General features: G+C 37.5%; 25 protein-coding genes and 4 pseudogenes. 5 read left to right on the top strand and 24 right to left on the bottom strand.

Translation table 11 applies throughout. From position 1 onward, the window contains the following. Positions 1-713: amidase family protein (locus J2Y03_RS11260; protein WP_310194032.1), on the bottom strand; the 713-nt coding region annotated here is incomplete at its 3' end. 215 nt (positions 714-928) lie between these two features. Next, positions 929-1,234 (bottom strand): annotated as a pseudogene (locus J2Y03_RS11265) (HNH endonuclease signature motif containing protein); the annotation flags it as partial. Between J2Y03_RS11265 and J2Y03_RS11270 the strand changes: the two are divergent. Next, positions 1,232-2,298, top strand: a pseudogene (locus J2Y03_RS11270) (IS110 family RNA-guided transposase); the annotation flags it as partial. The pseudogenes J2Y03_RS11265 and J2Y03_RS11270 overlap by 3 nt on opposite strands. Positions 2,299-2,512: 214 nt before the next feature. Continuing rightward, positions 2,513-2,845 (top strand): hypothetical protein, encoded by a 333-nt coding sequence (locus tag J2Y03_RS11275; RefSeq protein ID WP_310194041.1) that lies wholly within the window; start codon positions 2,513-2,515, stop codon positions 2,843-2,845. 157 nt (positions 2,846-3,002) lie between these two features. Here the strand turns inward: J2Y03_RS11275 and J2Y03_RS11280 are convergent, their stop codons facing one another. The 5 genes from J2Y03_RS11280 to J2Y03_RS28930 form a co-directional block, all read right to left on the bottom strand. Next, on the bottom strand, positions 3,003-3,149 hold the full coding sequence (locus J2Y03_RS11280; protein ID WP_310194044.1) for a hypothetical protein: 147 nt from the start codon (positions 3,147-3,149) through the stop codon (positions 3,003-3,005). 402 nt (positions 3,150-3,551) lie between these two features. After that, positions 3,552-3,677: a hypothetical protein gene (locus J2Y03_RS11285; protein WP_310194048.1), complete on the bottom strand. Its 126-nt coding sequence runs from the start codon at positions 3,675-3,677 to the stop codon at positions 3,552-3,554. A gap of 169 nt (positions 3,678-3,846) precedes the next feature. Next, positions 3,847-4,104 (bottom strand): hypothetical protein, encoded by a 258-nt coding sequence (locus J2Y03_RS11290; RefSeq protein ID WP_310194050.1) that lies wholly within the window; start codon positions 4,102-4,104, stop codon positions 3,847-3,849. A gap of 110 nt (positions 4,105-4,214) precedes the next feature. After that, positions 4,215-4,424 (bottom strand): hypothetical protein, encoded by a 210-nt coding sequence (locus tag J2Y03_RS11295; protein ID WP_310194052.1) that lies wholly within the window; start codon positions 4,422-4,424, stop codon positions 4,215-4,217. A 284-nt stretch (positions 4,425-4,708) separates the two neighbouring features. Beyond that, positions 4,709-4,927, bottom strand: a complete 219-nt coding sequence (locus J2Y03_RS28930; protein ID WP_396954199.1) for an IS3 family transposase — start codon at positions 4,925-4,927, stop codon at positions 4,709-4,711. A 228-nt stretch (positions 4,928-5,155) separates the two neighbouring features. Between J2Y03_RS28930 and J2Y03_RS11300 the strand changes: the two genes are divergently transcribed. Next, positions 5,156-6,736 (top strand): flavin monoamine oxidase family protein, encoded by a 1,581-nt coding sequence (locus J2Y03_RS11300; RefSeq protein ID WP_396954205.1) that lies wholly within the window; start codon positions 5,156-5,158, stop codon positions 6,734-6,736. 69 nt (positions 6,737-6,805) lie between these two features. Here J2Y03_RS11300 and J2Y03_RS11305 read toward each other — a convergent pair. The 17 genes and pseudogenes from J2Y03_RS11305 to J2Y03_RS11390 all read right to left on the bottom strand — a co-directional run bounded on the left by J2Y03_RS11305 (position 6,806) and on the right by J2Y03_RS11390 (position 20,932). Next, positions 6,806-7,162 (bottom strand): annotated as a pseudogene (locus tag J2Y03_RS11305) (macro domain-containing protein). Between the two features lie 278 nt (positions 7,163-7,440). Then, complete coding sequence (locus J2Y03_RS11310; protein ID WP_310194057.1) at positions 7,441-8,394, bottom strand: metal ABC transporter substrate-binding protein; 954 nt, start codon at positions 8,392-8,394, stop codon at positions 7,441-7,443. Positions 8,395-8,413: 19 nt separating this feature from the next. After that, complete coding sequence (locus tag J2Y03_RS11315) at positions 8,414-9,271, bottom strand: metal ABC transporter permease (protein WP_310194059.1); 858 nt, start codon at positions 9,269-9,271, stop codon at positions 8,414-8,416. Further along, positions 9,272-10,015, bottom strand: a complete 744-nt coding sequence (locus tag J2Y03_RS11320; RefSeq protein ID WP_310194061.1) for a metal ABC transporter ATP-binding protein — start codon at positions 10,013-10,015, stop codon at positions 9,272-9,274. 405 nt (positions 10,016-10,420) lie between these two features. Next, a complete protein-coding gene (locus J2Y03_RS11325) occupies positions 10,421-11,206 on the bottom strand; it encodes a YibE/F family protein (RefSeq protein WP_310194063.1) in 786 nt (261 codons plus the stop codon). Further along, a complete protein-coding gene (locus J2Y03_RS11330; RefSeq protein WP_396954200.1) occupies positions 11,206-12,342 on the bottom strand; it encodes a YibE/F family protein in 1,137 nt (378 codons plus the stop codon). The genes J2Y03_RS11325 and J2Y03_RS11330 overlap by 1 nt, the downstream gene beginning before the upstream one ends. A gap of 321 nt (positions 12,343-12,663) precedes the next feature. Beyond that, on the bottom strand, positions 12,664-12,912 hold the full coding sequence (locus tag J2Y03_RS11335; RefSeq protein WP_310194065.1) for a hypothetical protein: 249 nt from the start codon (positions 12,910-12,912) through the stop codon (positions 12,664-12,666). Positions 12,913-13,139: 227 nt separating this feature from the next. Next, positions 13,140-13,280, bottom strand: a complete 141-nt coding sequence (locus J2Y03_RS11340) for a hypothetical protein (protein ID WP_310194067.1) — start codon at positions 13,278-13,280, stop codon at positions 13,140-13,142. A gap of 78 nt (positions 13,281-13,358) precedes the next feature. After that, entirely contained in the window at positions 13,359-14,144 is a 786-nt protein-coding gene (locus J2Y03_RS11345) for an ABC transporter permease (protein ID WP_310194069.1), read from the bottom strand. Next, positions 14,144-15,088, bottom strand: a complete 945-nt coding sequence (locus J2Y03_RS11350; protein ID WP_310194072.1) for an ABC transporter permease — start codon at positions 15,086-15,088, stop codon at positions 14,144-14,146. Before J2Y03_RS11350 ends, J2Y03_RS11345 begins: the two co-directional genes overlap by 1 nt. Further along, a pseudogene (locus tag J2Y03_RS11355) lies at positions 15,052-16,162 on the bottom strand (ABC transporter ATP-binding protein). Before J2Y03_RS11355 ends, J2Y03_RS11350 begins: the two are co-directional and overlap by 37 nt. A 30-nt stretch (positions 16,163-16,192) precedes the next feature. Continuing rightward, positions 16,193-17,296, bottom strand: coding sequence for an extracellular solute-binding protein (locus J2Y03_RS11365; protein ID WP_310194079.1), 1,104 nt, complete (start codon positions 17,294-17,296; stop codon positions 16,193-16,195). A gap of 128 nt (positions 17,297-17,424) precedes the next feature. Then, complete coding sequence (locus tag J2Y03_RS11370; protein WP_310194082.1) at positions 17,425-18,393, bottom strand: aminopeptidase; 969 nt, start codon at positions 18,391-18,393, stop codon at positions 17,425-17,427. 104 nt (positions 18,394-18,497) lie between these two features. Next, complete coding sequence (locus tag J2Y03_RS11375) at positions 18,498-19,193, bottom strand: GntR family transcriptional regulator (RefSeq protein ID WP_310194085.1); 696 nt, start codon at positions 19,191-19,193, stop codon at positions 18,498-18,500. Between the two features lie 287 nt (positions 19,194-19,480). Next, positions 19,481-19,648, bottom strand: coding sequence for a hypothetical protein (locus J2Y03_RS11380; RefSeq protein ID WP_310194088.1), 168 nt, complete (start codon positions 19,646-19,648; stop codon positions 19,481-19,483). Positions 19,649-19,703: 55 nt separating this feature from the next. Next, a complete protein-coding gene (locus J2Y03_RS11385; protein WP_310194091.1) occupies positions 19,704-20,204 on the bottom strand; it encodes a hypothetical protein in 501 nt (166 codons plus the stop codon). Between the two features lie 116 nt (positions 20,205-20,320). Then, positions 20,321-20,932 (bottom strand): thermonuclease family protein, encoded by a 612-nt coding sequence (locus J2Y03_RS11390; protein ID WP_310194094.1) that lies wholly within the window; start codon positions 20,930-20,932, stop codon positions 20,321-20,323. 143 nt (positions 20,933-21,075) lie between these two features. On the opposite strand from J2Y03_RS11390, the gene J2Y03_RS11395 reads away from it, so the two are divergent. Further along, complete coding sequence (locus J2Y03_RS11395) at positions 21,076-21,282, top strand: hypothetical protein (protein WP_310194096.1); 207 nt, start codon at positions 21,076-21,078, stop codon at positions 21,280-21,282. Positions 21,283-21,364: 82 nt separating this feature from the next. Then, positions 21,365-21,613 (top strand): hypothetical protein, encoded by a 249-nt coding sequence (locus J2Y03_RS11400; RefSeq protein WP_310194099.1) that lies wholly within the window; start codon positions 21,365-21,367, stop codon positions 21,611-21,613. Positions 21,614-21,673: the final 60 nt, after the last annotated feature.

Genomic DNA, 21,673 nt, shown 5'->3' on the forward strand with positions numbered 1-21,673 from the left:
TCAGTAACTGTCCTTGCAAAAGGACCTGGGGTATCTTGTGTGTAAGTAAAAGGAATAATTCCACTTCGGCTAATTAAACCAACTGTTGGTTTAATCCCCACCACCGAGTTTTGAATGGCAGGACTAAGAATGGAAGCGTCAGTTTCTGTTCCGATGGACAATATGGTTAAATTGGCTGCAACCGCCACAGCCGAGCCTGAACTAGAACCCCCAACAAAAAATTCACCTGGACCATAAGGATTTAGCGTTTGACCACCTCTTGAACTGTAACCTGCCCACATCGTTGTAGACATTCCATTCGCTAATTCGGTCATATTAGTCTTTCCAATAATAACAGCTCCTGCTTCCCGTAGTTTTTCTACTAAAAATGCATCTTTTGTACTCAAATGATTTTCTAAAGCTAAGGCTCCTGCACTTGTATGCATTTTATCTTTTGTTTCTATATTGTCTTTAAGCAAAACAGGAATACCGTGAAGTAGACCTCTAGCTCCTTTTATTTTTCTTTCATGGTCTAAACCCTCTGCAATAAAGATTGCGTCAGGATTTATCTCAAGTATAGAATTCAACTTGGACCCACTTTGGTCATAATTAGCTATCCTGTATAGGTAGTACATTACGAGTTCTTTTGAAGTTAAAACTCCCGTCTCGAATGCTTCTTGGATTTCTTTAATTGTTAATTCTTCTTTGAGAATTTTATTAAAAATTAACTCCAAAAATTCTTCACCCTTTCACCTTATGCATAAAATTATATTCATTATTTTATCACGTTTAGCTTTTGTTTCTTCATGACAGATAGGTAAGGGTTTGAAGTTATCGCCCCCTTTTCCCCCTGCTCGCACCGTAGGTGCAACTTTCATCGCATACGGCGCTCCAACTAGTCCAATTCATTCAATTCTATGTATTTAATGAAGAGAAGCATATTTCCAAATCAGATTGTATCATTTTTGCATTGTTTACGAAGTTCATTGAGCTTTTCTTTTTGCTTATTGTTTAATTGTAAAGCATTAAGTAAAGACATGATTTTATCAATATCCTTCAGGTGTACGAGTCGGTGAACGCCTTCATGTAACACTATCAAGTTTGAATAGCTATCATCTTTGGAAAGGTGATAGGGATTTTTATGATGACAGTGCCAGTCACTAAAGCCAAGTTCAATTCCTGAAACAGCACATCTTCCATATTGGGCAATGAACCGACTAATACGATTATCGTTATATTCAATCGTGCGGTTTGGATTAAGGAGAATAGCTGTACCCACGTAGCATGGAAAGTACGAGCGTTTATTGGAAACCAATTGTTAACTTATTAGAGTCTGAAGGAATCGAGTTTTTGGTGGTGAATGCTCAACATATGAAGGCTCTCCCTGGACGAAAAACTGATGTTAAAGATGCGGAATGGATTGCCCAACTTCTTCGCCATGGACTTCTTAAAGCTAGTTTCATTCCAGATCGAAATCAACGAGAACTGCGGGAACTTGTACGCTATCGCCGTAGTATCATTGAAGAACGCGCTAGACAACATAATCGGATTCAAAAGGTTTTAGAAGGAGCCAACATCAAACTAGGTTCTGTTGTTTCTGATATTATGGGTGTTTCATCGAAGGATATGCTTCGTGCCATTGCGGATGGTGAGGATGATCCTGAGAAACTAGCAAACTTCGCTCGACGTACAATGAAGAAGAAAAAAGAAGAACTTGAACTGGCACTTCAGGGCTATGTTAACCCACACCAACGCCTAATGTTAAAAACGATTTTAACTCACATTGATTTTCTAACTGAGCAAATTGAGATGTTAGATCAAGAGATAGCCCAAAGAGTAAGCTCTTTTCAAGAAGATATTCAACGACTCGATTCAATTCCTGGAATCGCCACAAGAATGGCTGAACAAATCTTAGCTGAAATTGGTACCGATGTTGGAAACCAATTCCTATGTTCATGGGCAGCCTTGGTTCCTTGTCACGATGAGAGTGCAGGCAAAAGGAAATCTAGCAGATCTAAAAAGGGAAATAAATATTTAAGATCTGCATTAACAGAAGCAGCTCAATCAGTAAGAGGGTCTAAAAACTACCTTGGTGCACTGTACAGGCATACAGCTGGACGAAAAGGAAAGAAAAGGGCTGCAATAGTTGTCGCCCATGCGATGTTGCGAATCGCATATTATCTTCTAACACGAAAAGAAATGTATGTTGACTTAGGTGAAGATTATTTCGATAAACAAAGACAAATATCTAATGTCCGCCATTCCGTTCGAAGACTTGAAAACTTAGGTTATTCTGTCACAATTACTGAAGCTTCCTAATCCACTAATCAAGTCCCTATACACCGCTGATCAGGCGCTCCTCTCTTTTTTAAAAAACGAATGAGCTGCGTCTATTTAAGTATTGCCATTTTTCGGATCTAACAGAAGTTAATTATCATGGTAGTGGAACAGAGAGTTCTTTCGAAAACGTATGAATTTCAATCTTAGCCGATGACTATTTTGTTATACCATTGGGTGCTCAGGGCATAACACTTTGGTAAATAGGAAAAATAAAACAGAAATGATAAAAGAAAGGGAGATTGGTTTGTCCTACACCTATAACTTATATAGTTCCGACCAATTGGGATTTTCAAAGTCCTACCACATCAAAACAGATTTACCGCAGCATAAGTTTCGTTCCATTATGATGGAGTTTCGGCGTGGCGGGGAACAAGACCCGCAAGCCTTTATCCAATATATGACCGAACAATTTCCAGACAGTTTCCACTTATTTGACTATGACGATGTTGTCCAATTTGATGCCGATCAGGAAAATTCGGCTATTTTAGCCAACTTGTTGGATCAACAGACCAAACCGTCTGATTGATATGTTTATGGGCTCTTTTGCCTACTTAGACCGATTCAATGATAAAAACCTGGAATGAATACCAGGTCTTTTTAAATTAAACAAAGTTATTTCATTTCACCTTTTGCAAAAAAGAAACCTGGTCCATTTTCCTGGTGTACATAGTTGACAGAAACGCCTAATCTTCCATAAAAATTCGTGCGTAGTATTCCGTTTCTTCATCTAATTTGTTGTCTTTTCTCAATTCCTCAATCGTTTCTTTTCGGTCATCTTCAACTTGAAAACTTCCTGAAACATTTGGTGCTTTCCCTTTGTTTTTATCCATACTTTCACTCCTTCATTTATCTTATTTATATTACGGTATTTATTTCCCTTTTCATTTTGTGCTTAATTTATCACTTTATTCGAAGGACACATAATGGTTTCTTCTTAAGCTAACCTGCATCCGTTAATTACCATTTCTGAACTTGATTAAATTGATATCCCCTACTTTCACCTTCATGGATTGTGGTAAAAGCAATTTTATGAATATCTGTCGGATTTGAGACACAGAAATTCGAAACTGGTTCTTCTTTTTACCTTCTGATTCTGATTACAGTAAGAAATGTAATGATCAAAACCACAAAAAAATAGAACCTCCCAAAAGAAGTCCTAATCTGTTAATAATCTTTTTTAAATATTTCTTTGTACCTTTTATATCATTGTCTGCTTGACTATATTATATAATTCAATCTAAATGCGACTGTCCGACATATTCTTTTCCCGTTAATTCTTTATATAAATCATTTGACTTTTCTAATGTAAATTGTCCTTCTCCATAAATGAAACCAAATTGTTTATATAGTTCAAACATACTATCATAATCTATATCATCTACTAAAAAATTTTTTATCTCATTGGCTGGTTGGACATATAATTTATGAATTTTGGTTAAATCAGTTTCCTTTGGTGGATCCTTTTTTATGATTTCATCACATTCTTCAATGATGTTCCAACCTATATCATTGAAATAGGAACTTCCATCAAAAGTAGAATTGGTTCTTCTCGTCTCTAAAAATCATTTCCATTTCAGTTAAGTCACCATGTAAAGTACTATTCGAATTCTCATACCAAGTAAGATAATCATTACGATCCTGATATTTTTTAGCAGCTTGTTCAATTAATTCATCTGAAATTTCATTATCTCTAGATGAATGACTAAAACGGTCGATCACTATCATAAACAATAAAGTTGTAATAACACCAAAAATAAAGGCAAGGAAAATTTTAAACTTAGCCAAGTTAACACCTTCTCTTATTTATTCTTCGGAGTTGTTTTAATAGAAATACAGTTTAATATGAACTGAGTTATGCTCTGTATTTATTCCAAGATGCCTAATTTGCTATACGTTTAGCGTGAAGCTTTTGGCGGTTCGCACACCTCACATTTACGTTGGTTATTATTTTTAAATTTCGTAAATGTTTTTTCAAAGTTGCTGCCACACGCACATTTAAATTGTAATTTTTGAGAAAAACCGTGAAATTCCGTCGTTAGCAACTTACTTTCCGAGTTGTTTTCAATAAATTCTTTAATTTTATCAATCGTCCATCGCTTATTCATTCTCTTACACCTCCATATTTTATCCTAGCAGAGGCTTTTTTGGCTTCCGTCAATTCTGAGAAAAAGTTTTAATTATCCTAAGTTCCCCATTCTACATAAGCTGATACACAATTAAACAAACGAATTGTCTCTTTCTTCCATTTCACGAATCTTCATTGTTTCATTCATCCCCTATATCTAAAAACTTTTTAATTTATTTGTATTCTTCTAATGGTTCAATACTACTACCTCTTTAAGTGCCTGTGGTCAAGCCCCCGAAAAGTAGACATTTAAAAGTTCGACACTTAGGCTGCATTTTGGTAATCTAAGTAATACTTTTTAGGAGAAACGAATCCCATTCTTTTTTGGATTCGTTTTTCATTGTAATAACGAATATATTTCTTTAAATTTTGTTGAAAAGAATCAATTGGGCTGTTGGGATAAAAACAAGGGAATTCAGTTTTCAACTGCGAAAAAAAGCTCTCAATGACAGCGTTATCCCAACAGTTTGCCTTCCGTGGCATACCGGATTCGCTTAATGTCCTTGGACTGAGAAGGCTGCGAAATAGAGCGTGGGTTTACAAGTCCCTTCTCACCATTATTCTTAAAAGTGTTTACCCACCGATTCACTGTATCTGAATTTGTGCTCCCTACCTACAGCAAAATAAGAAACTGTGCATATTTTATAGAAAGTAATTTTTATTTTACAATAGTTAATTGTGCATTTGTACGGTTTATTTTTGCAAAAGGAGGTGGGATTTTTGGCGCGTACAGCATTAGCAAGTATTTTGCAGAGATCATTTGCTTTAGCATGTGCTGAAATGGAGGAACAAATAAATCCTAGGATAGAAAGAATAATAGAATGCAACTCTTCACAAAAGGGCTTAGTAACTTCAGGAATTGAAAAGAAGCAATTTTTCAATGATAAATGGGATGGGAAATCAGTTTTAAGGATTGCTATTGTTGGAGCGGGTTTGGCAGGCCTGACTTGTGCATATCGACTTAAGCAGGAAGGAGTCATCGCTGCTATTTATGAAGCGACTGAACGGGTTGGAGGTCGTTGCTGGACAAGGAGAGGATATTTCAAAAACGGACAAGTTATTGAGCGTGGAGGAGAATTTATCGATACTTGCCATAGGGAGATTCAAGAGCTGGCAAAGGAGTTGGGTTTGCAATTTGATCATTTGATCAAGTCAGAAATCATGGGTACCAAACCATTTTATTTTTTTAAAGGAGCACCTTATTCCTTTGATGAAGTGAAAAATGACTTTAAACAAATATATCCAAAACTGCAAAGTGATTTAATAGAAGCAGGGGAAATGACTTCTTATCATAGCTATACACAGCGTGGATTCGAGCTCGATCATATGTCCATTACCGATTATATAAATGAAATCGTATCGGGAGGTGTCCATTCAAGATTTGGGAAATTACTGGAGGTTGCTTATACAATCGAAAATGGAGCAGCTGCCCATAAACAAAGTGCATTGAATTTACTTTACTTGTTGGGGTTTGCTCAAAAGGATCAATTTCAAATTTATGGTGACTCAGATGAATGCTTTCATATTAGAGGGGGTAACGACCAGCTCCCAGCCTTATTGGCAAAAAATCTTGATGGACAAATACAATATAATGCCCGGCTAGTCAGGATTACCCAAAATGGGCCGAAAAGTGAAGTTACGCTCGTTTTTCAAAAAAATGGAAAAGAGTGGGAGGTTACAGCCGATAAAGTGATTCTTGCTATACCTTTTTCAATATTAAGAATGATAGATTATGAGGATGCAAGCTTTCGTCAATTGAAAAAAGCAGCCATTGAGGAACTGGAAATGGGGGTTAATACAAAGCTGCATGTCCAATTTGTCAAACGGTTTTGGAATGAGCTTGGAAATAATGGTGAAACCTTCACGGATGCCGGCTCCCAGCAAACTTTCGAGTCAACACGGGCCCAACAAGGAACACCAGGGATTCTATGTAACTTTACAGGAGACGAAACGGCTGCAAAACAGATTGCTTCAACAAATGAAGAATTGAATGAGATTGTTAAAAAATTTTTGGACAAGCTAAATCTTGTCATGCCAGAAAGTCATCAATACTGGAATGGTTTAGCCACTGTTGACCACTGGCTTAGCAACCAATGGACGCAAGGATCCTATTCATATTGGAAAGTGGGGCAATTTACGAAATTTGCCGGAATTGCAGGGGAACGGGAAGGAAATATCTTTTTTGCAGGTGAGCATACATCTATTAAGTATCCAGGCTATTTAAATGGGGCTGTGGAGAGCGGAGAAAGAGCTGCACAAGAAATCATCAACGCAATCCATAATAAGAAGTAGAATTGGAAACAAAAGAAGTTTGTCATTAGAAACAGCAAGAATATGGTGCCTGACCCCCCACTGTGGGGGTCAACCACTGTCACCACTCGAAATTTGTCGCATTCGACAAGTGACAGGCACCTTTATTAACGAATTCTTGTATGAATCCTTCAAAAACTCTGCTTCCCGATGAAAGCCGCCCTCCCAAATGGGGCCAGGTGTATGAATAATATAGTTGGCAGGAAGATCAAATCCTTCCGTGATCACAGCTTGGCCAACTGGGCAATGCCCTATTCTCTCACATGCCTATTGAAGTTTTTCACTGCCTGTTGCTTTAAAAATGGCACCACACACTCCTCCACCCATTTTCAGCTGTGGATTCGCAGCGTTGACAATCGCGTCTACGTTCATTTTGGTTATATCATTACGGACGATTTCAAGTGGCATGATGAATACTCCTTCCCCTGTTAAGCTTAGAACCTTTTTCTTTTATGATAGCTAATTAATGAGAATTGTGAAAGAGAGGGGCGAAACAAAAATAATCTTTCCTGACTGTTGAGTGTGCAACCTAGTCCATATCAATATTCTTTTAGGTAAAATAGAAAAACACCGCTGCAGGTGGTATGAATTTTTTTTCAAGGAATATATCGACCTTTCTTAAAAATCTAAAAAAAAGCCGATTTTCAACGGCTTTTTTTAGATTGTATTTGTTAATTCATTTATCCCTAATTTCCCATTAAGTTTTCTAAAATAACAGAGATATTCCATTCCATCATACCAATATAAGAATCTCCATCTTCACCCGGTTTTCCAAGAGAGTCTGTAAATAATGTCCCACCAATTGGAACACCAGTTTCTGTTGAAACCATTTCCATACTGCGAGGGTCGATACTCGTTTCTACAAATAATACTGGAATTTCTTGTTCATTGATTAAATCCACTATTTGCTTTACTTGTTGCGGTGTTCCTTGATTTTCTGCATTGATCTCCCAAATGTATCCTGCCTCAAATTCGTAAGCAGCGCTAAAATATTTAAAGGCTCCCTCGCTTGTAACTAAAAAACGCTTTTCCTTAGGGATTTTATTAAAGCTTTCTAGCGCTTCTTGATGTAGTTTTTCTAATTTCAAAATATATTCTTTAGCGTTTTTTTCGTAAATATTTGCATTCGCTGAATCTATTTCAATCAGTGCATCTCTTGCATTTTCTGCATACTTAATTCCGTTTCGGATATCAAGCCATGCATGTGGATCTTCTTCGCCTTCATTTCCTTCTGATGTTAAAAATTTAGGATCTACTCCTTCACTTAGTCGAAATACAGGGGCATCCTCACCAGTCTTTCCCGCTGTTTGGATAAGTTTCTCAAACCAAGAGTTACCTGCTTCAAGATTTAAGCCATTATAAAAAACGACATCTGCATCTGTTGTTTTTTGAATGTCTAATGGAAGTGGGTCATATTCATGCGGATTAGATCCTACTTTAGCTAAACTATGAATCTCTACTTGATCGCCACCGATATTTTTCACGATATCATAAAGAATGGAGTAAGTCGTAACCACCTGTAACTTATCCTCTTTATGTTCTTTTCCTGCTTCACTAACGGTTTCCTTATTTTCACTACATCCTGCTAGAATGACAATTGCAAAAAGACTTGTAATAAATAATTTTAGAAAATATTTCATTGCTATTCCTCCTAAATTTTTAAGAAAGGGCTTGTTTTTTCCTTCTTGCTTTTAAGAAACGCCATAAGATTCCTTGTTTTGGTGAAAAACCAAAGGCTAATAGGAAGAGAGCAGTTGAAACTAAGACAATGGTTGCTCCTGAGGCTAAGTTATAAGTGAAGCTAAAGTATAACCCCACAACCGATGCAATCACTCCTAAACCAGCTGAAAGGTAAATCATTACCCATAATCGATCGGTTAATAAATAGGCTGTTGCTGCTGGAGTGATTAGCATAGCTACTACCAGTATGATTCCCACTGTTTGTAAAGAAGCAACAGTTACCATTGTCAGTAGCGTCATTAAAAAATAATGGATGATTTTAATTGGTAATCCGTACGCTTCTGCCATGGTTGGATCAAAAGAAGTCACTAGTAGTTCTTTGTAGAACAAATAAATCGAAATTAACACAAATATTCCAATGCCCAGAGTAGTCCACATATCTGAAGGTCGGACTGCTAATACATTCCCAAACAAGATGTGATAAAGGTCCGTACTACTTTTCATTAGGGTAATCAGAATAATCCCTAATGCAAAAGCAGCCGTAAACATAATTCCAATGGAAATATCATTTTTGATACGACTATTTTGGCTAACAAAACCGATTGACATTGCGGTCAAAACACCTGAAATAACGGCTCCAGCAAAGAAATTAATTCCAAGCATGTAAGCAATTGCCACCCCTGGAAGAACAGCATGAGAAATCGCGTCACCCATTAGTGCCATTCCTCTTAAAATGATAAAACAGCCCACTACTCCACAAATAATTCCAACCATTATAGAGGTTAAAAGAGCTTTTTGTAAAAATCCGTATTGAATCACAGCCTCAATAAAAGACATTTATACCTTCACCCCCAAACTATCAAGAAACGAAAACTGTCCAGAATACGCTTTAGCCAAAACTTCCGCATTTAAAACCTGATTTATTTCTCCAAAACCAATAAGTTCTTTATTTAACAGAACAAGTTGGTCAAAATAATCACTGACTTTACTTAAATCATGATGAACAACAAGAATCGTTTTACCACTATTCTTTAATTCTTTCAATATAGTAATAATGGTTTCTTCACTTGATACATCTATACCAACAAAAGGCTCATCCAGAAAGAGCAGTTCAGATTCTTGAGCAAGTGCCCTTGCTAAAAAAACTCGTTGTTGCTGTCCCCCTGAAAGTTCTCCAATTTGACGCTTACTAAATTCTGCAATACCAACCCTTTGTAAACATTGTAGCGCCCATTCTTTTTCTGACTTTTTTGGTCTTTTGAATAAACCTAGTTTTGGATACGTTCCGAGTAAGACAGTATCTAAAACAGTGATTGGAAAATCCCAGTCAATATTGCTCCTTTGCGGGACATAGGCAACGGATTTTCTTAGCTCATTAAAACTTTTTCCGTATATTTGAACTTCGCCTTTATCTTTCGGGATAAGGTTTAACAATGCCTTTAATAGAGTTGATTTCCCAGCTCCATTTGGACCAATAATCCCAACTAATTTACCTGGTTCTATTGAAAAACTAACATTTTTCACCGCTTCATTACCATGGTAGGACACAAACAAACTTTTCACTGAAAGCGCTGGATTCATTAATAATCATCTCCTTCATATCTAATATTTTTCTTTGTATAAAAAATGTTGACTTAGTACAACTTTTAATTAAAAAAATAAAGTGGAAATTTACCACATCTCACTTTAATTATATATATGGTCTAATTCAAAAAAGTTTCCCTTAGGAAACATTTTAAACTACAGAAAAAACAATGTCAATTAAAAATATTCATAGAGCCTAAGATCCGATTGTCCTGTTTTTGAATGCATTCAGATACATATTTAAACCAAAATTTTTCATAAAAAAAACACTCACAAACATTGATTAATCAAAATTTGTGAGTGTTTTTATAATAGGGGATTTTCCCCTAGAACTACTTCATAATCAAGAAAGATTAAGTACAGCTTATCCCCAATACTTTTTGAATGCTTTTTTAGGCATTGTTATGTATCTTTATTAATGATCTTGTTCTTTACTCTTTGTTTAATTAAAAAATAAGAATTGATCCAGGCAGTAATCGGAATAATGAGAGCGACACCTATTCCCGCACAAAAGATGGTGATTATTTCAGCACTAAAGATTTTTGAATTGACGATTTCTTCAAGCGTATAAGATAAATCTTTAAACCAAATGAGCAGGGCCAAATAGCCTCCAAAGAAGGCAAAAAATAACGTATTCGTACTTGTTCCTAATATGTCTTTCCCAATACTAATTCCAAAAGCAAATAATTCTTTTCTGCTTATGGATGGATAATGGTGAAACATTTCCCGCATAGGAGATGAAATGGCTATGGCTGTATCTGTAATGGCACCAATTGTACTCATGATAATGACAGAAGCAGCTATTTTAGTAAAATCCACCCCAATATAAAGGGAAAAGACGGAAAGCTCCTCTGCTTCTTCTGCGCCAAATCCTTGAATCATGGCACTTTCTGTCACAATCAGAATAAAAAGGAGCAGTATAACAACTGTAATAATAGTAGAAATGAAGGCTGTGATGGTTTTGTTATTCACTTCATTAATATAAAAGAGATTAATGCAGCTGATCACGGTTGATGCGATCAATGTTAAGATAATAGGATCAACTTTGGGTATTGTCATAATAAAGATAGTAAAAAAGATTACTCCAAAGTTTAGGAATATCGCAATAAATGACCGTTTCCCTTTATCACCGCCAATAAGAATCATCAGGATTAATAAAATGGCTGCCATCCACAATAATACATTCATCATCTTGCCCTCTTTCGATTAACGAAAAAAATGGTAGTATAAAGCCCTATTGGGATTGTCATGACGATTCCTATACCGCCTGCCAGGGCCCGAGCCATTTCCAAGGATAGATTCATGGACAGAGTGAATATCAATGGGGAATTATTTTTCAAATACAAAATAAGCATTGGAATGGACCCACTGATATAGGCAAAAAATAGAATATTCGTCATGGTTCCCATGATATCTTTGCCAATCTCCATTCCTGAAGCTTTAAGTGCTTTTACCGGTATATTGTGATCCTTCTCATATAACCCAAAGATAGAAGAAGACATGGTAATGGCCACATCCATTACGGCTCCTAACGATCCGATAAATAACCCTGCCATAAACACCTCCCTATAAGGACGAGTTAAAAATTGCATTTCCTCATATCGAAGTCCTTTTTCGGCCGTTATCCACATTACTAGATAGGTGATGAACAGCGAGACAAAAGTTCCCAATAATGTTGCAACAATTGCGGCATATGTTTTTTCATTAAAGCCGTTAACGAGCAATAAAGAAATGACCGTAAACAATATCACACTTATACTGCATATCCATAACAAGCTGATGCCTGAGGTATTCAAATAAACATCCAATGCATAGGATAACAAAACGGCATTAACAGCCAAGCTGATAATAGAAAACAACCCTTGCTTTTTTCCCACGAAAAGGAGAGTGAAAATAAACACCCATGCTACCAACAATATGTATTTATCGCGTTTTACGTCCATTATGGTTCCAATTAAATCTGTACTTTCCTTTTTTTTCGTATCAATCGAAACAAACAATTCATTTCCAATATGATATTCTTGATCATACGCTCCCGATATGGAATACTCATTTGTTAAATGGATAAGCTTTCCTTTGTGGTCACCATTTTTTATTTCGGCTACAATCTGTTGAGTGTAAAGACGATCTTTATTTTCATGCATATCGATCATTTCTGTAGAATCGCCCAACTCTATTTCAATGACCTCAACTATTGGTCTTTCGTAAAATGAATGATTGTGATAGACAAAAAAAACGGAGGAAACAAAAAAAAGTAAGATGATCGTATACCAAACTATTTGTTTGTAAGTCATTTTCTTAAATAGATTGACTATAACCTTCAAAAAAAAACCTCCAACTTTTGGGATAAAATCCAGTATACAAATTTTCAACAAAAAAAGTATTAGTAGCAATACATCGACGTATACAATGGACTAAGAATATCAGGAATGATTTTGAACCGTCAAGTGAATATCCACCCACTTTTAACAAACCACTTTTCCACAGTCTATACCTATTCTACTCCTGCTTCATTAGGAAACATCCTCTTCGCAGCAGGGCAAGACGGAAAAGTTCGAGCGGTGTCACCGCCCAAAGTTTGTAGAAATAATGAAAAGAGTGCCAGGCACCACCCGATGGTGCCTGGCACTCTTTCTATTTTCTCCTTATTCAACCTCTTCTTCTTCGTGATAATCAGGATTGATGACCGTAAATTGATTAATGGTTTCACCGTAAGAAGTAATGGTGGTGAAGGTGATTTGATCTTTGTCTACCTTAGCTTGCATGGAAACAGCAATGTTTTCCATAATGACATAGTCAAATTTCTCATCTGCCACGGCATCGTAGTGTTTTTTACCTGTTGTACCGGCGACTACATAAACCGTTCCGTTCGGGTCTTCTTTGCCGGCCTTCAATTTTTTCGTTCTGCCGTAGGAATGATCATGGCCGGAGAATACGATATCAATTCCTAATTCATCGACAACTGGCGGAAGCTTTTCCTAAAAAAAGTGCCTGTCACCACTCGGAATTTGTGCATTCGACAAGTGACAGGACCTTTATTAGCGAACATACCCTTAGGTTTACTTTTCCAAATCAAAACGTGCAGCGAGTGTTCTGGAACTGCACTAGGACCATCAAATTCTTACCCAAACAATGAATTAGGACCTTCTGACAAATATTCCACACCAACTAATTGGAAATCATCATTTTCCTTAGGTACATAAAGTAACACTTCAGGAGCAGCAGCATTTGTTAAAGGATAGCATTCAGTTCCACGCTGCATTAATGGCTAAAGCAGCCACTCCTTCCTAATTTGCAAAAAAGAACCCCAGCCTAAACAGCCTAGAGTTCTACTTAACCATTAATTCGAACCACCAAATAGTTTTCCGATTCCATATATTTTTTCAAATATCAGAATAAAAATGACAGATATGAAGATAACGATACTTGATACGGAAGCTACCATTGGATCATATGAATCTTGCATATGGAAAAACAGTTCAAGCGGCAATGTTCTCATATCAGTAGAAACCATAAATAGAGAGACAGTGACGTTATCGAACGAGATTAAGAAGGCGAACATGGCACCGGAAAGAATCGCAGGTCGAATAATTGGGAGCGTAATTTTCCAAAAAACAACAAATGGATTAGCTCCTAGTACCATGGCCGCCCGTTCCAACGTATAATCAAAACCGCTTAAACCAGTTAGGACAAAGCGTATCGCATAAGGAACACAAATGACGATGTGTGCAATAATGAAGCCGATTGGCTTACCCGCCAATAGCATCGGCGTAAAATAAATCAATAATGCCGCCCCCAGTACCAAATGAGGGATGGTTAAAGGCGAAGTCAGCAGTGAAACGATATAGGTTTTACCAGGGAGGTCATATTTTGCTAGTGCCAGCCCCGCAATGGTACCCAGTAAAACAGAAAAGAACGATGCTAAGAAGGCAAATTTGACACTGTTGAAAAAGGCAACCATGTATTCAGGCCGATCCAATATTTTTTCATACCACTGTAAAGAAAACCCTTTTGGTGGAAAGGTTGGATATCCTGCTGTGGTAAACGATGCCCCAATTGTGACAATGAGAGGGATTAGTAGAAAAATAAGACCTATCACGGTTACGGTAATCCTTGCGATTTTCATTATCGGAACACCTCCTTGAACTTCCTTTCAAATATCCGAGAAAAAATCGTAACAGAAATTAATGTAACGCCAAGTAAAATATAGGAGATGGCCGAACCAAATGTCCAGCGGAATAACGTATTAATTTGCTCATAAATGACAATTGGTATAACAGGTACATTTGCCCCACCCATTAACGCAGGAGTTACGTAGGAACTCATCGACATGCTGAAGACAAGAACGATTCCCGCCACAACACCCGGTAAACTCAGCGGCAAAGTGACTGTTAAAAAGGTTTTAAACGGACTTGTCCCCAAAATACTGCTCGCCTTCTCCAAAGAAGGGTCAATATTATAAAGGCTCGTCGCGATAGATAGAACCATAAATGGTAAGAAAGAATTGGCTAACCCGACGACAACCCCTTCTACAGAAAATAATAGCTTTAAAGGCGAGTCAATAACCCCTAATTTCATCAAAAATTGATCAATAACCCCATTTGGCACGAGTAACAAATACCAGCCAAAATTACGTACCACTACACTAATCAATAAAGGTGATGCCACGAGAAGGGTAAGGTAGCCTCTCATCCGCGCTGAGCTTTTAGCCATTGTCAAGGCGATTGGATAACCAAGGATTAAAGCGATAATGACCGCATAAACACTCACCTTAATCGTCATCCAAAGCGACCTTAAAAAATATGGGTCTGAAAAAAACGTCAGATAGTTCCCGATACTATAACTGGCATTCGAGATATCAAGTCCTTCTACTTCAATGAAACTTAAATAAAAAACGTAAATCATCGGGACAACGAAGAAGGCAAGGATAAATAAAAGCAGTGGTGCGAGCAGTAATATGGCTGCAGTATACTTTTTAAATTCCTTTCCCTTCCTTTTAGGTGCCAGTTTAAGAGATTCCTCTGCATTAGTACTTATCTTTTGGTCAGACGTATATCCGACGTTTTCCATTCTACTGACACCTCCGTCCCAATTGACCAGGAATTTTCAATCTCTGGTCCGATAACCTGCAAATGGTGTACGCCATTAATGGAAACCTCAATTTCCCACTGTGAACCGAGATAATTCATTTGCTTGATTACGGCCCTTTGTTGCACGATTTCCTTCTCAGGAACACCCAAGTTCTGGCCGACTGACTTGATTGAAACTAATTCTGGCCGAATATACAGATTTACGGCGTCATGGGTATGGAAGATCCGATCTTTACCGATTATATTTTCTTTTTGAGTCCTGATAACCCATCCCTCGTCAATTTGAATATCCGTATGATTATCTTCAACTGTTTTAACCAATCCTTCAAAACGGTTCGACTTTCCAATAAATTGGAATACAAATTCAGACTGAGGATTTTGATAGATTTCAGTAGGAGTGCCGATTTGCTCAATTTTCCCTTGGTTCATGACCACAACTCGGTCTGACATGGAGAGTGCCTCTTCTTGATCATGAGTAACAAAAATGGTGGTAACGCCAACTTCCTTTTGTAAACGCTTAATTTCAGCACGGAGTTCATGGCGCAGCTTTGCATCTAAATTACTCAATGGCTCATCCAACAATAATAATTCCGGTTCTACAACCAAAGCACGGGCGATGGCCACCCTTTGCCGCTGTCCGCCTGATAATTCCCTTGGGTACCGCTTTTCCAATCCTGTCAATTTTACCAATTCTAGTGCTCGTTTAATCTTGCTGTCAATTTACTTCTTTCTTCAATTTACGCACCTTAAGACCAAATACAAGATTTTCATATACGGTCATGTGCGGAAACAGCGAATAGGTTTGAAAAACCATCCCAAGATCCCGTTTATATGGGGGCACACCATTCATCTTTTTCCCTTTAATAAATAACTCACCCTCATCAGGATCGAGAAAACCCGCAATAGCATTTAATGTTGTTGTTTTCCCGCAGCCAGAGGGACCAAGCAAGGTAAGTAGCTCACCTTGCTTTATATCTAAGTCTATATTTTGCAGTACGATATTCGTTCCAAATCTTTTACTGACACCTCGAATCGTCACATCACTGGTAATCATCTTTAATCCCTCCTACTATCTTTGGTGTATTTATTTCTTTACCTTTTTACCAAGCTCCGGAGTAGCTTCCTTCGTCCATTTTTCTGTCCACTCTGATTGAATCTTTGCAATTCCAGCAAAATCCGGTGTATAAACAGGGTCATTTTCTTTAAAGCCAATAATGGATTCGTAATTTTCAGGTAATTTCACACTTTTTACTACTGGATAAAAGGCAATTTCCGCAATCTTTTTCTGAGAATCCTCTGCCAGTAAATAATTAATGAACTCTTCTGCTGCCTTTTTATTCGGGGAATTCTTTACCACTGTAGCTACAATTGCCTGTAACGGAGCTCCTTCTTTTGGAATCACCATTTTGACTGGAACACCTGCATCATGTAAGCCCGCAATCGTATAGCTGGCTTGTACCGTAACAGCCGCACCTTGCTGCATCGCTGGTTGAATCTGCGTAGAGTTTTTATAGAACGTATCGGAATAAGCCGCCAATTCTTTCCCCTTATCCAGTCCAGGCTGCATATTATCAATACCACCGCCATTCGCTTTTGCCAAGCTCAAGAACATTGTAAACCCTGAATTACTTGACACATCAGGGAATGCCGTCATGCCATTATAATCGGAACTAACAAGGTCATTCCAAGAAACGATTGGCTTCCATCCTTTTTCTTTAAAAATATCTGTGTTATAGCCTACCGCAACAGAGTAACCTAACACGGGAACACTGTATTCATCAATTAAATAACGCTCATCAATATTTCCTAGTCCTTTAATACTTTCCTTCGCAATTGCCTCAGTCAGGCCCTCTTCAACGGCACGAACTGCTACAGGGGAATCATACATGGCAATATCAATTTGAGGATTATCTTTTTGCAACTGAACTTTTGTTAAAATTTCATTTGAAGAACCTGCTACGTAATTAATGGTAATTCCATACTTTTCTTTAAACATAGGTCCCAATTCATCACGAATTAACTTTTCAATTTTTCCACCATTAGCCGCGATCGTAATTTCTTTCGTTTCAGTTTGAGAATCAGATTTTGAACCGCTTTCTTTACTAGCCTCTTTAGAAGGATTTGGAACACCGCAAGCAGCAAGAAACATAACCATCAATAGAACAATTACACTAAACATCCTTTTCATATTTCGTTCCCCCTATTTAAGTGGTTTTTGCAAACTCATAGCAATCTCTACTAAAATCCAATTCTCGTAAACTCAAGATTGGAACATACATATTTCGAAGAGCCATTCCTTTTTGACGATTCTGGCTTCTAAACTAGAACTTCCCCATTTTGTAAAATTACTTTTCCATCAGCGACAATGGTAGCACCAGTCATAATCAAGTCGTAATGGCACGCTGCTTTTACATTTCCGCCCAACGTTATGTTTGTACCGATACCTATGTGCACGGATCCAAAAACACCTTCGTCCTCGAGCATGGAACCAATAAATTTACAGTTAGGGTTAAGGCCGACACCGATTTCGGCAATGTTATAAACTTGTGGGTCATTTTTTGAAGCCAAATTTTCAGCCAATATGTTCGCCTGTTTGCCCCCCGATATGGAAACAATCATTCCGTTTTCTACAGTGACCTTCACTGGCTCATCAAGCAGCCCAATCCCTATGTAAGGAATACTGGCATCCGCAACTATAACTCCATGGGCGGATCCCTCCAGAGGAGACACATTAGCTTCTACCGTAGGTACTGGGGCAAATTCACCTGGGACTACCATACACGGCATTGCATTTGAACGTCTTCCTGTCGCAGAAAGTATAAGGTCCGTTCCATGTGGAGTGGTGAGCCTAATTTCGTTTGCTCCCTCCAAAGCATTCGCAACTGCCCGACAAGTTGGCTCAATTGCCTTAAAATCAGCATGCACTCCGCCCTCGATTAGCATTTCATCGTGAAACTGGGTCAGCATAATCCCTCTTGAACCTGCATCCACTGCATTTTTCACCGCTTTTGTATGCGTAATAGATGTATAAACTGCACTAATAAAAACGTTGCTTTCCTTCATTGCAGCCGCTATAGGTGCTGGGGGTTCTTGCCCATCCGAGGTCCTCGGGGTCATCATTGCCATAGTAGGCTCAGCCCCTGCTGCAACGACAGCTGCTGCAATGCTTTCCGCAATATTGATCATTTTTGGTTCTGTAATAACTAATACTTGTTCATTTGGTTTGACACCCGCACAAACTTCTACAATCGTTCGGGCCCCTTTACTCATAAGAATGGATTTCATTGTTCTTTCTCCCCTTAGTCTAATAAAATTTTTTATTACTATATTCTATAGAATCTATATTTAATAAAAAGTGAGAGTTAATACTTCTCACGAATATCCCCTTATTATGGAGAGCTACTCACCTTCTTTTTGGACAAGTTTTCTTGAGTGATATATTCCAGCCCATTTTTTATGTGCAGTCTCATCGCGCTTTCCGCTTTGTCCGCATTTTTTTCCTTAAGAGCATTGAAAATCTCCATATGTTCTGCAATTATTTTTTCTCTTCTGCTTGAATTATAGGCAGAAATATTACGGTCATGGAAGATCACATCATTGACTAAATCCAACAGCGTTTTTAATTTGGCGTTACGTGCGTACTCTATAAATACCGAATGAATTTCGGAATTTAAACTGACGAATTCAGTTGAACTTTCAGCCTCAAAGGATTGATTTAATAATACCCGCAGTTTTTCAATCCCCTTTTCATCGATATTTTCGACTGCTAATCTAATAGCAAGTACCTCTAATGCTTCCCTGCATTGATACGATTCAATAATTTCCGCCTCAGAAAAACTCTGGATGACTACTCCTTTCCAAGGTACAATTTTCACCAAACCTTCCGCGGCTAATCGGCGAAATGCTTCTCGGACAGGAGTAGGGCTTACATTCATTTGTTTCGCTACTTCTGTTTCGGTTAACCTATTGCCGGCATGTAAATCCCCTTTTATGATGGCCGACTTTAAATTTTCATAAATCCTGACATTTAACGGCTGCCTTTCAACTGATTCAACTTTTGATAGATCCAAGTATCCTTGGGTCAATTACCTCACCTCCTATTAATTATCAGACAATTCTTAATATATTTCTATTATTATTTCTGTGCCTATAGTTTGTCAATAAAATATTCTATAGAATATTGAATGTCTTTAATCTTTATTATTTTACAAAAATATCACTGAAATCCATTATATTATTCTACGATATAAAATCATCTGCAATACGAGACTTTCATTGCGAACAGTGCCTGTTGCTGTTCGCCTTTTATACAAAAATTAAGAAGAAAATAGAAAAATCCCCTTCTAAAATAGAAAGCGATAATAACTCGTTATTATCTTATAGCAGATTCGGCCATCCTTAAATATGTATGTCTTTTACCTCTTACCGTAACCTGTTCCTGGAACGGGAAAAGAATGACATCTGCTCCTACTTCTGCAAAGAGAGAAAATGCATTTAAATCAAAAACGCTTCCTGCCGTTCCAGCATTATACACAATCAACCCATTGGGGTGCATATTTCATTCTTGATTTACCATTTATGATGGATAATATGAATCACATCACCTGTTGAATGGCTACGATTACTCCTAGAAATTGTCTGCGTTTCTTTGATATTTCTAAATACTCCTCTTCCACACCATCTTCATAGTCAAGAACATGACCGTTTTCCATTGTTTCTTCGTATTTTTTGTATAAAACTTCCATTAATATTTCACCTTTTTGTAGTGCTTCAGATACGATAAATTTTTGTTCGCTATTTTCTTGATAAACATAAATTTTGGAATTCAAGTCATCACTGATCATATACCGTGATCTTTGATATTCAAATAAGAAGAAACCTTCATTTTGCATATACACTAGCATACAATTTCTAATACCTTGGGATAGAAGATACAGCTTTCGATCATATTCTGAAGTTGACTCTGAGGAAACTGTTATTTCTTTCCTTTTACACTCTTTACACAGATGTTTCCGGTGGCCCTTCCCACTAAATTTTTCATTGGGTAGATAATCCCCACACCCAATACAATAATGGCCTCGCTTCTTACTTCCCACATCTATAACTCCCTATTAAGAAATTGAATCAATATGAAATACTATTTTATCAAAATAAGTGCCAGACACCATCCAATTTTCGAATGGTACCTAGCACTTTCCTTTTTCCTTTCATATTAATTCAAACATCCATTAAATCCCCAATTCGTCACAAAGTTCAACCTGCTCCAGATATTGATTTTCCCCCTTTTTGCATGATGTTCCTCCTCCCTAAATGGTTCAAGGTATTTATAGGGAGGATTCATGATATAAGCCACTCGTGCGTAGCCTTCTTCCAGCAGCGTTCCTTGAACCGATTCTCCATCCACATAAACATAGGCTAACAGTCGTCCGTAGGAATCATTGATGTTTCCTTGTTCAAACTCCAATGTTAGCTTGCCACTCTTTACTAGTTCGCTATTCCGTCGTGAGGCTTCTCTAGCATAGGGTTGAACACATATGTTTGGATTTTTTGACTCCGGTGTATCAATCAATAAATAGCGCACGGTTTCCAGTTTTCCGTTAACCCATACTTTTATTGTATCCCCATCGATGGTATCGACTAACGTAACTGGCACTTGAGCATCCGGAAGGACAAAGCCCTTTACCTTCAAACCATCACTTACTGGATTCTCCATCACCTGAAGGCTGCTTTCTTTTACTGTTTGTTCTTTCAGTGCTGGAAATGGATAAAATGCTAGAAAGGTAACCGCTGTGATTACGGCAACACCCCCCATCCGTTTTCTCATGAATATCCCCCTTTTCTCTCTTACTTTCAATACTCTCGCGAATAATATCCCGCGATTGCTGGAAAATCATCGATTTCCCTCCTCATGTCCCGAAACGAAATCACATCCTTTCCTCTATAAAACTGGTAATCTAGTAAAGATTCATGACAGTTCAATGGTTTTTGATGAAATGTTCTCGTGTAGAAGTGAATGGCCTCTTCCCTGCTGGATGCAAAGATAAAAGCAAAATTCTTCTTTTGCCATTATCCATCACAAACCTTTCTACTAATTTAATTACTTTCATAGTAGATATATGGAAAAAAGGACAAAAAGGACATGGTGGTTCTTTTAAAGATGTGAATAATTTATGACTATACTAAAAAACTTTTATTTCTCTTAAACTTATTGTTAATGATTTGGATTGGAGTTCTATTCCTGGATTTTACTCTCTCTATGGGTAAAGAACTTGTTTTTGTTTTTCTTTTTAATTTTCTTTTTCTTTTTATCCACGTATCGTATATCATTCGTGAACGTATCGTTATCCCTTTGCATTCAGAATGGTTTTATCTTTTTTTCGGAAACTTCCTTGCTGAAAAAATAAAAAATGGACCTCCAGAGGAAGCCCATGCCCATACTACTATGTTCTATTTGATTATTTATCGAAGTGGCATTGATATATTTTTAACTATAGAGCAGCTGTAGGAAATTACGCACAAGTTTTTCAGTTTAATTTCTTCATTTTTCCAAATAATAATGTGAAAC

Source organism: Neobacillus niacini (assembly GCF_031457145.1).
GTDB lineage: Bacteria > Bacillota > Bacilli > Bacillales > Cytobacillaceae > Neobacillus > Neobacillus niacini_J.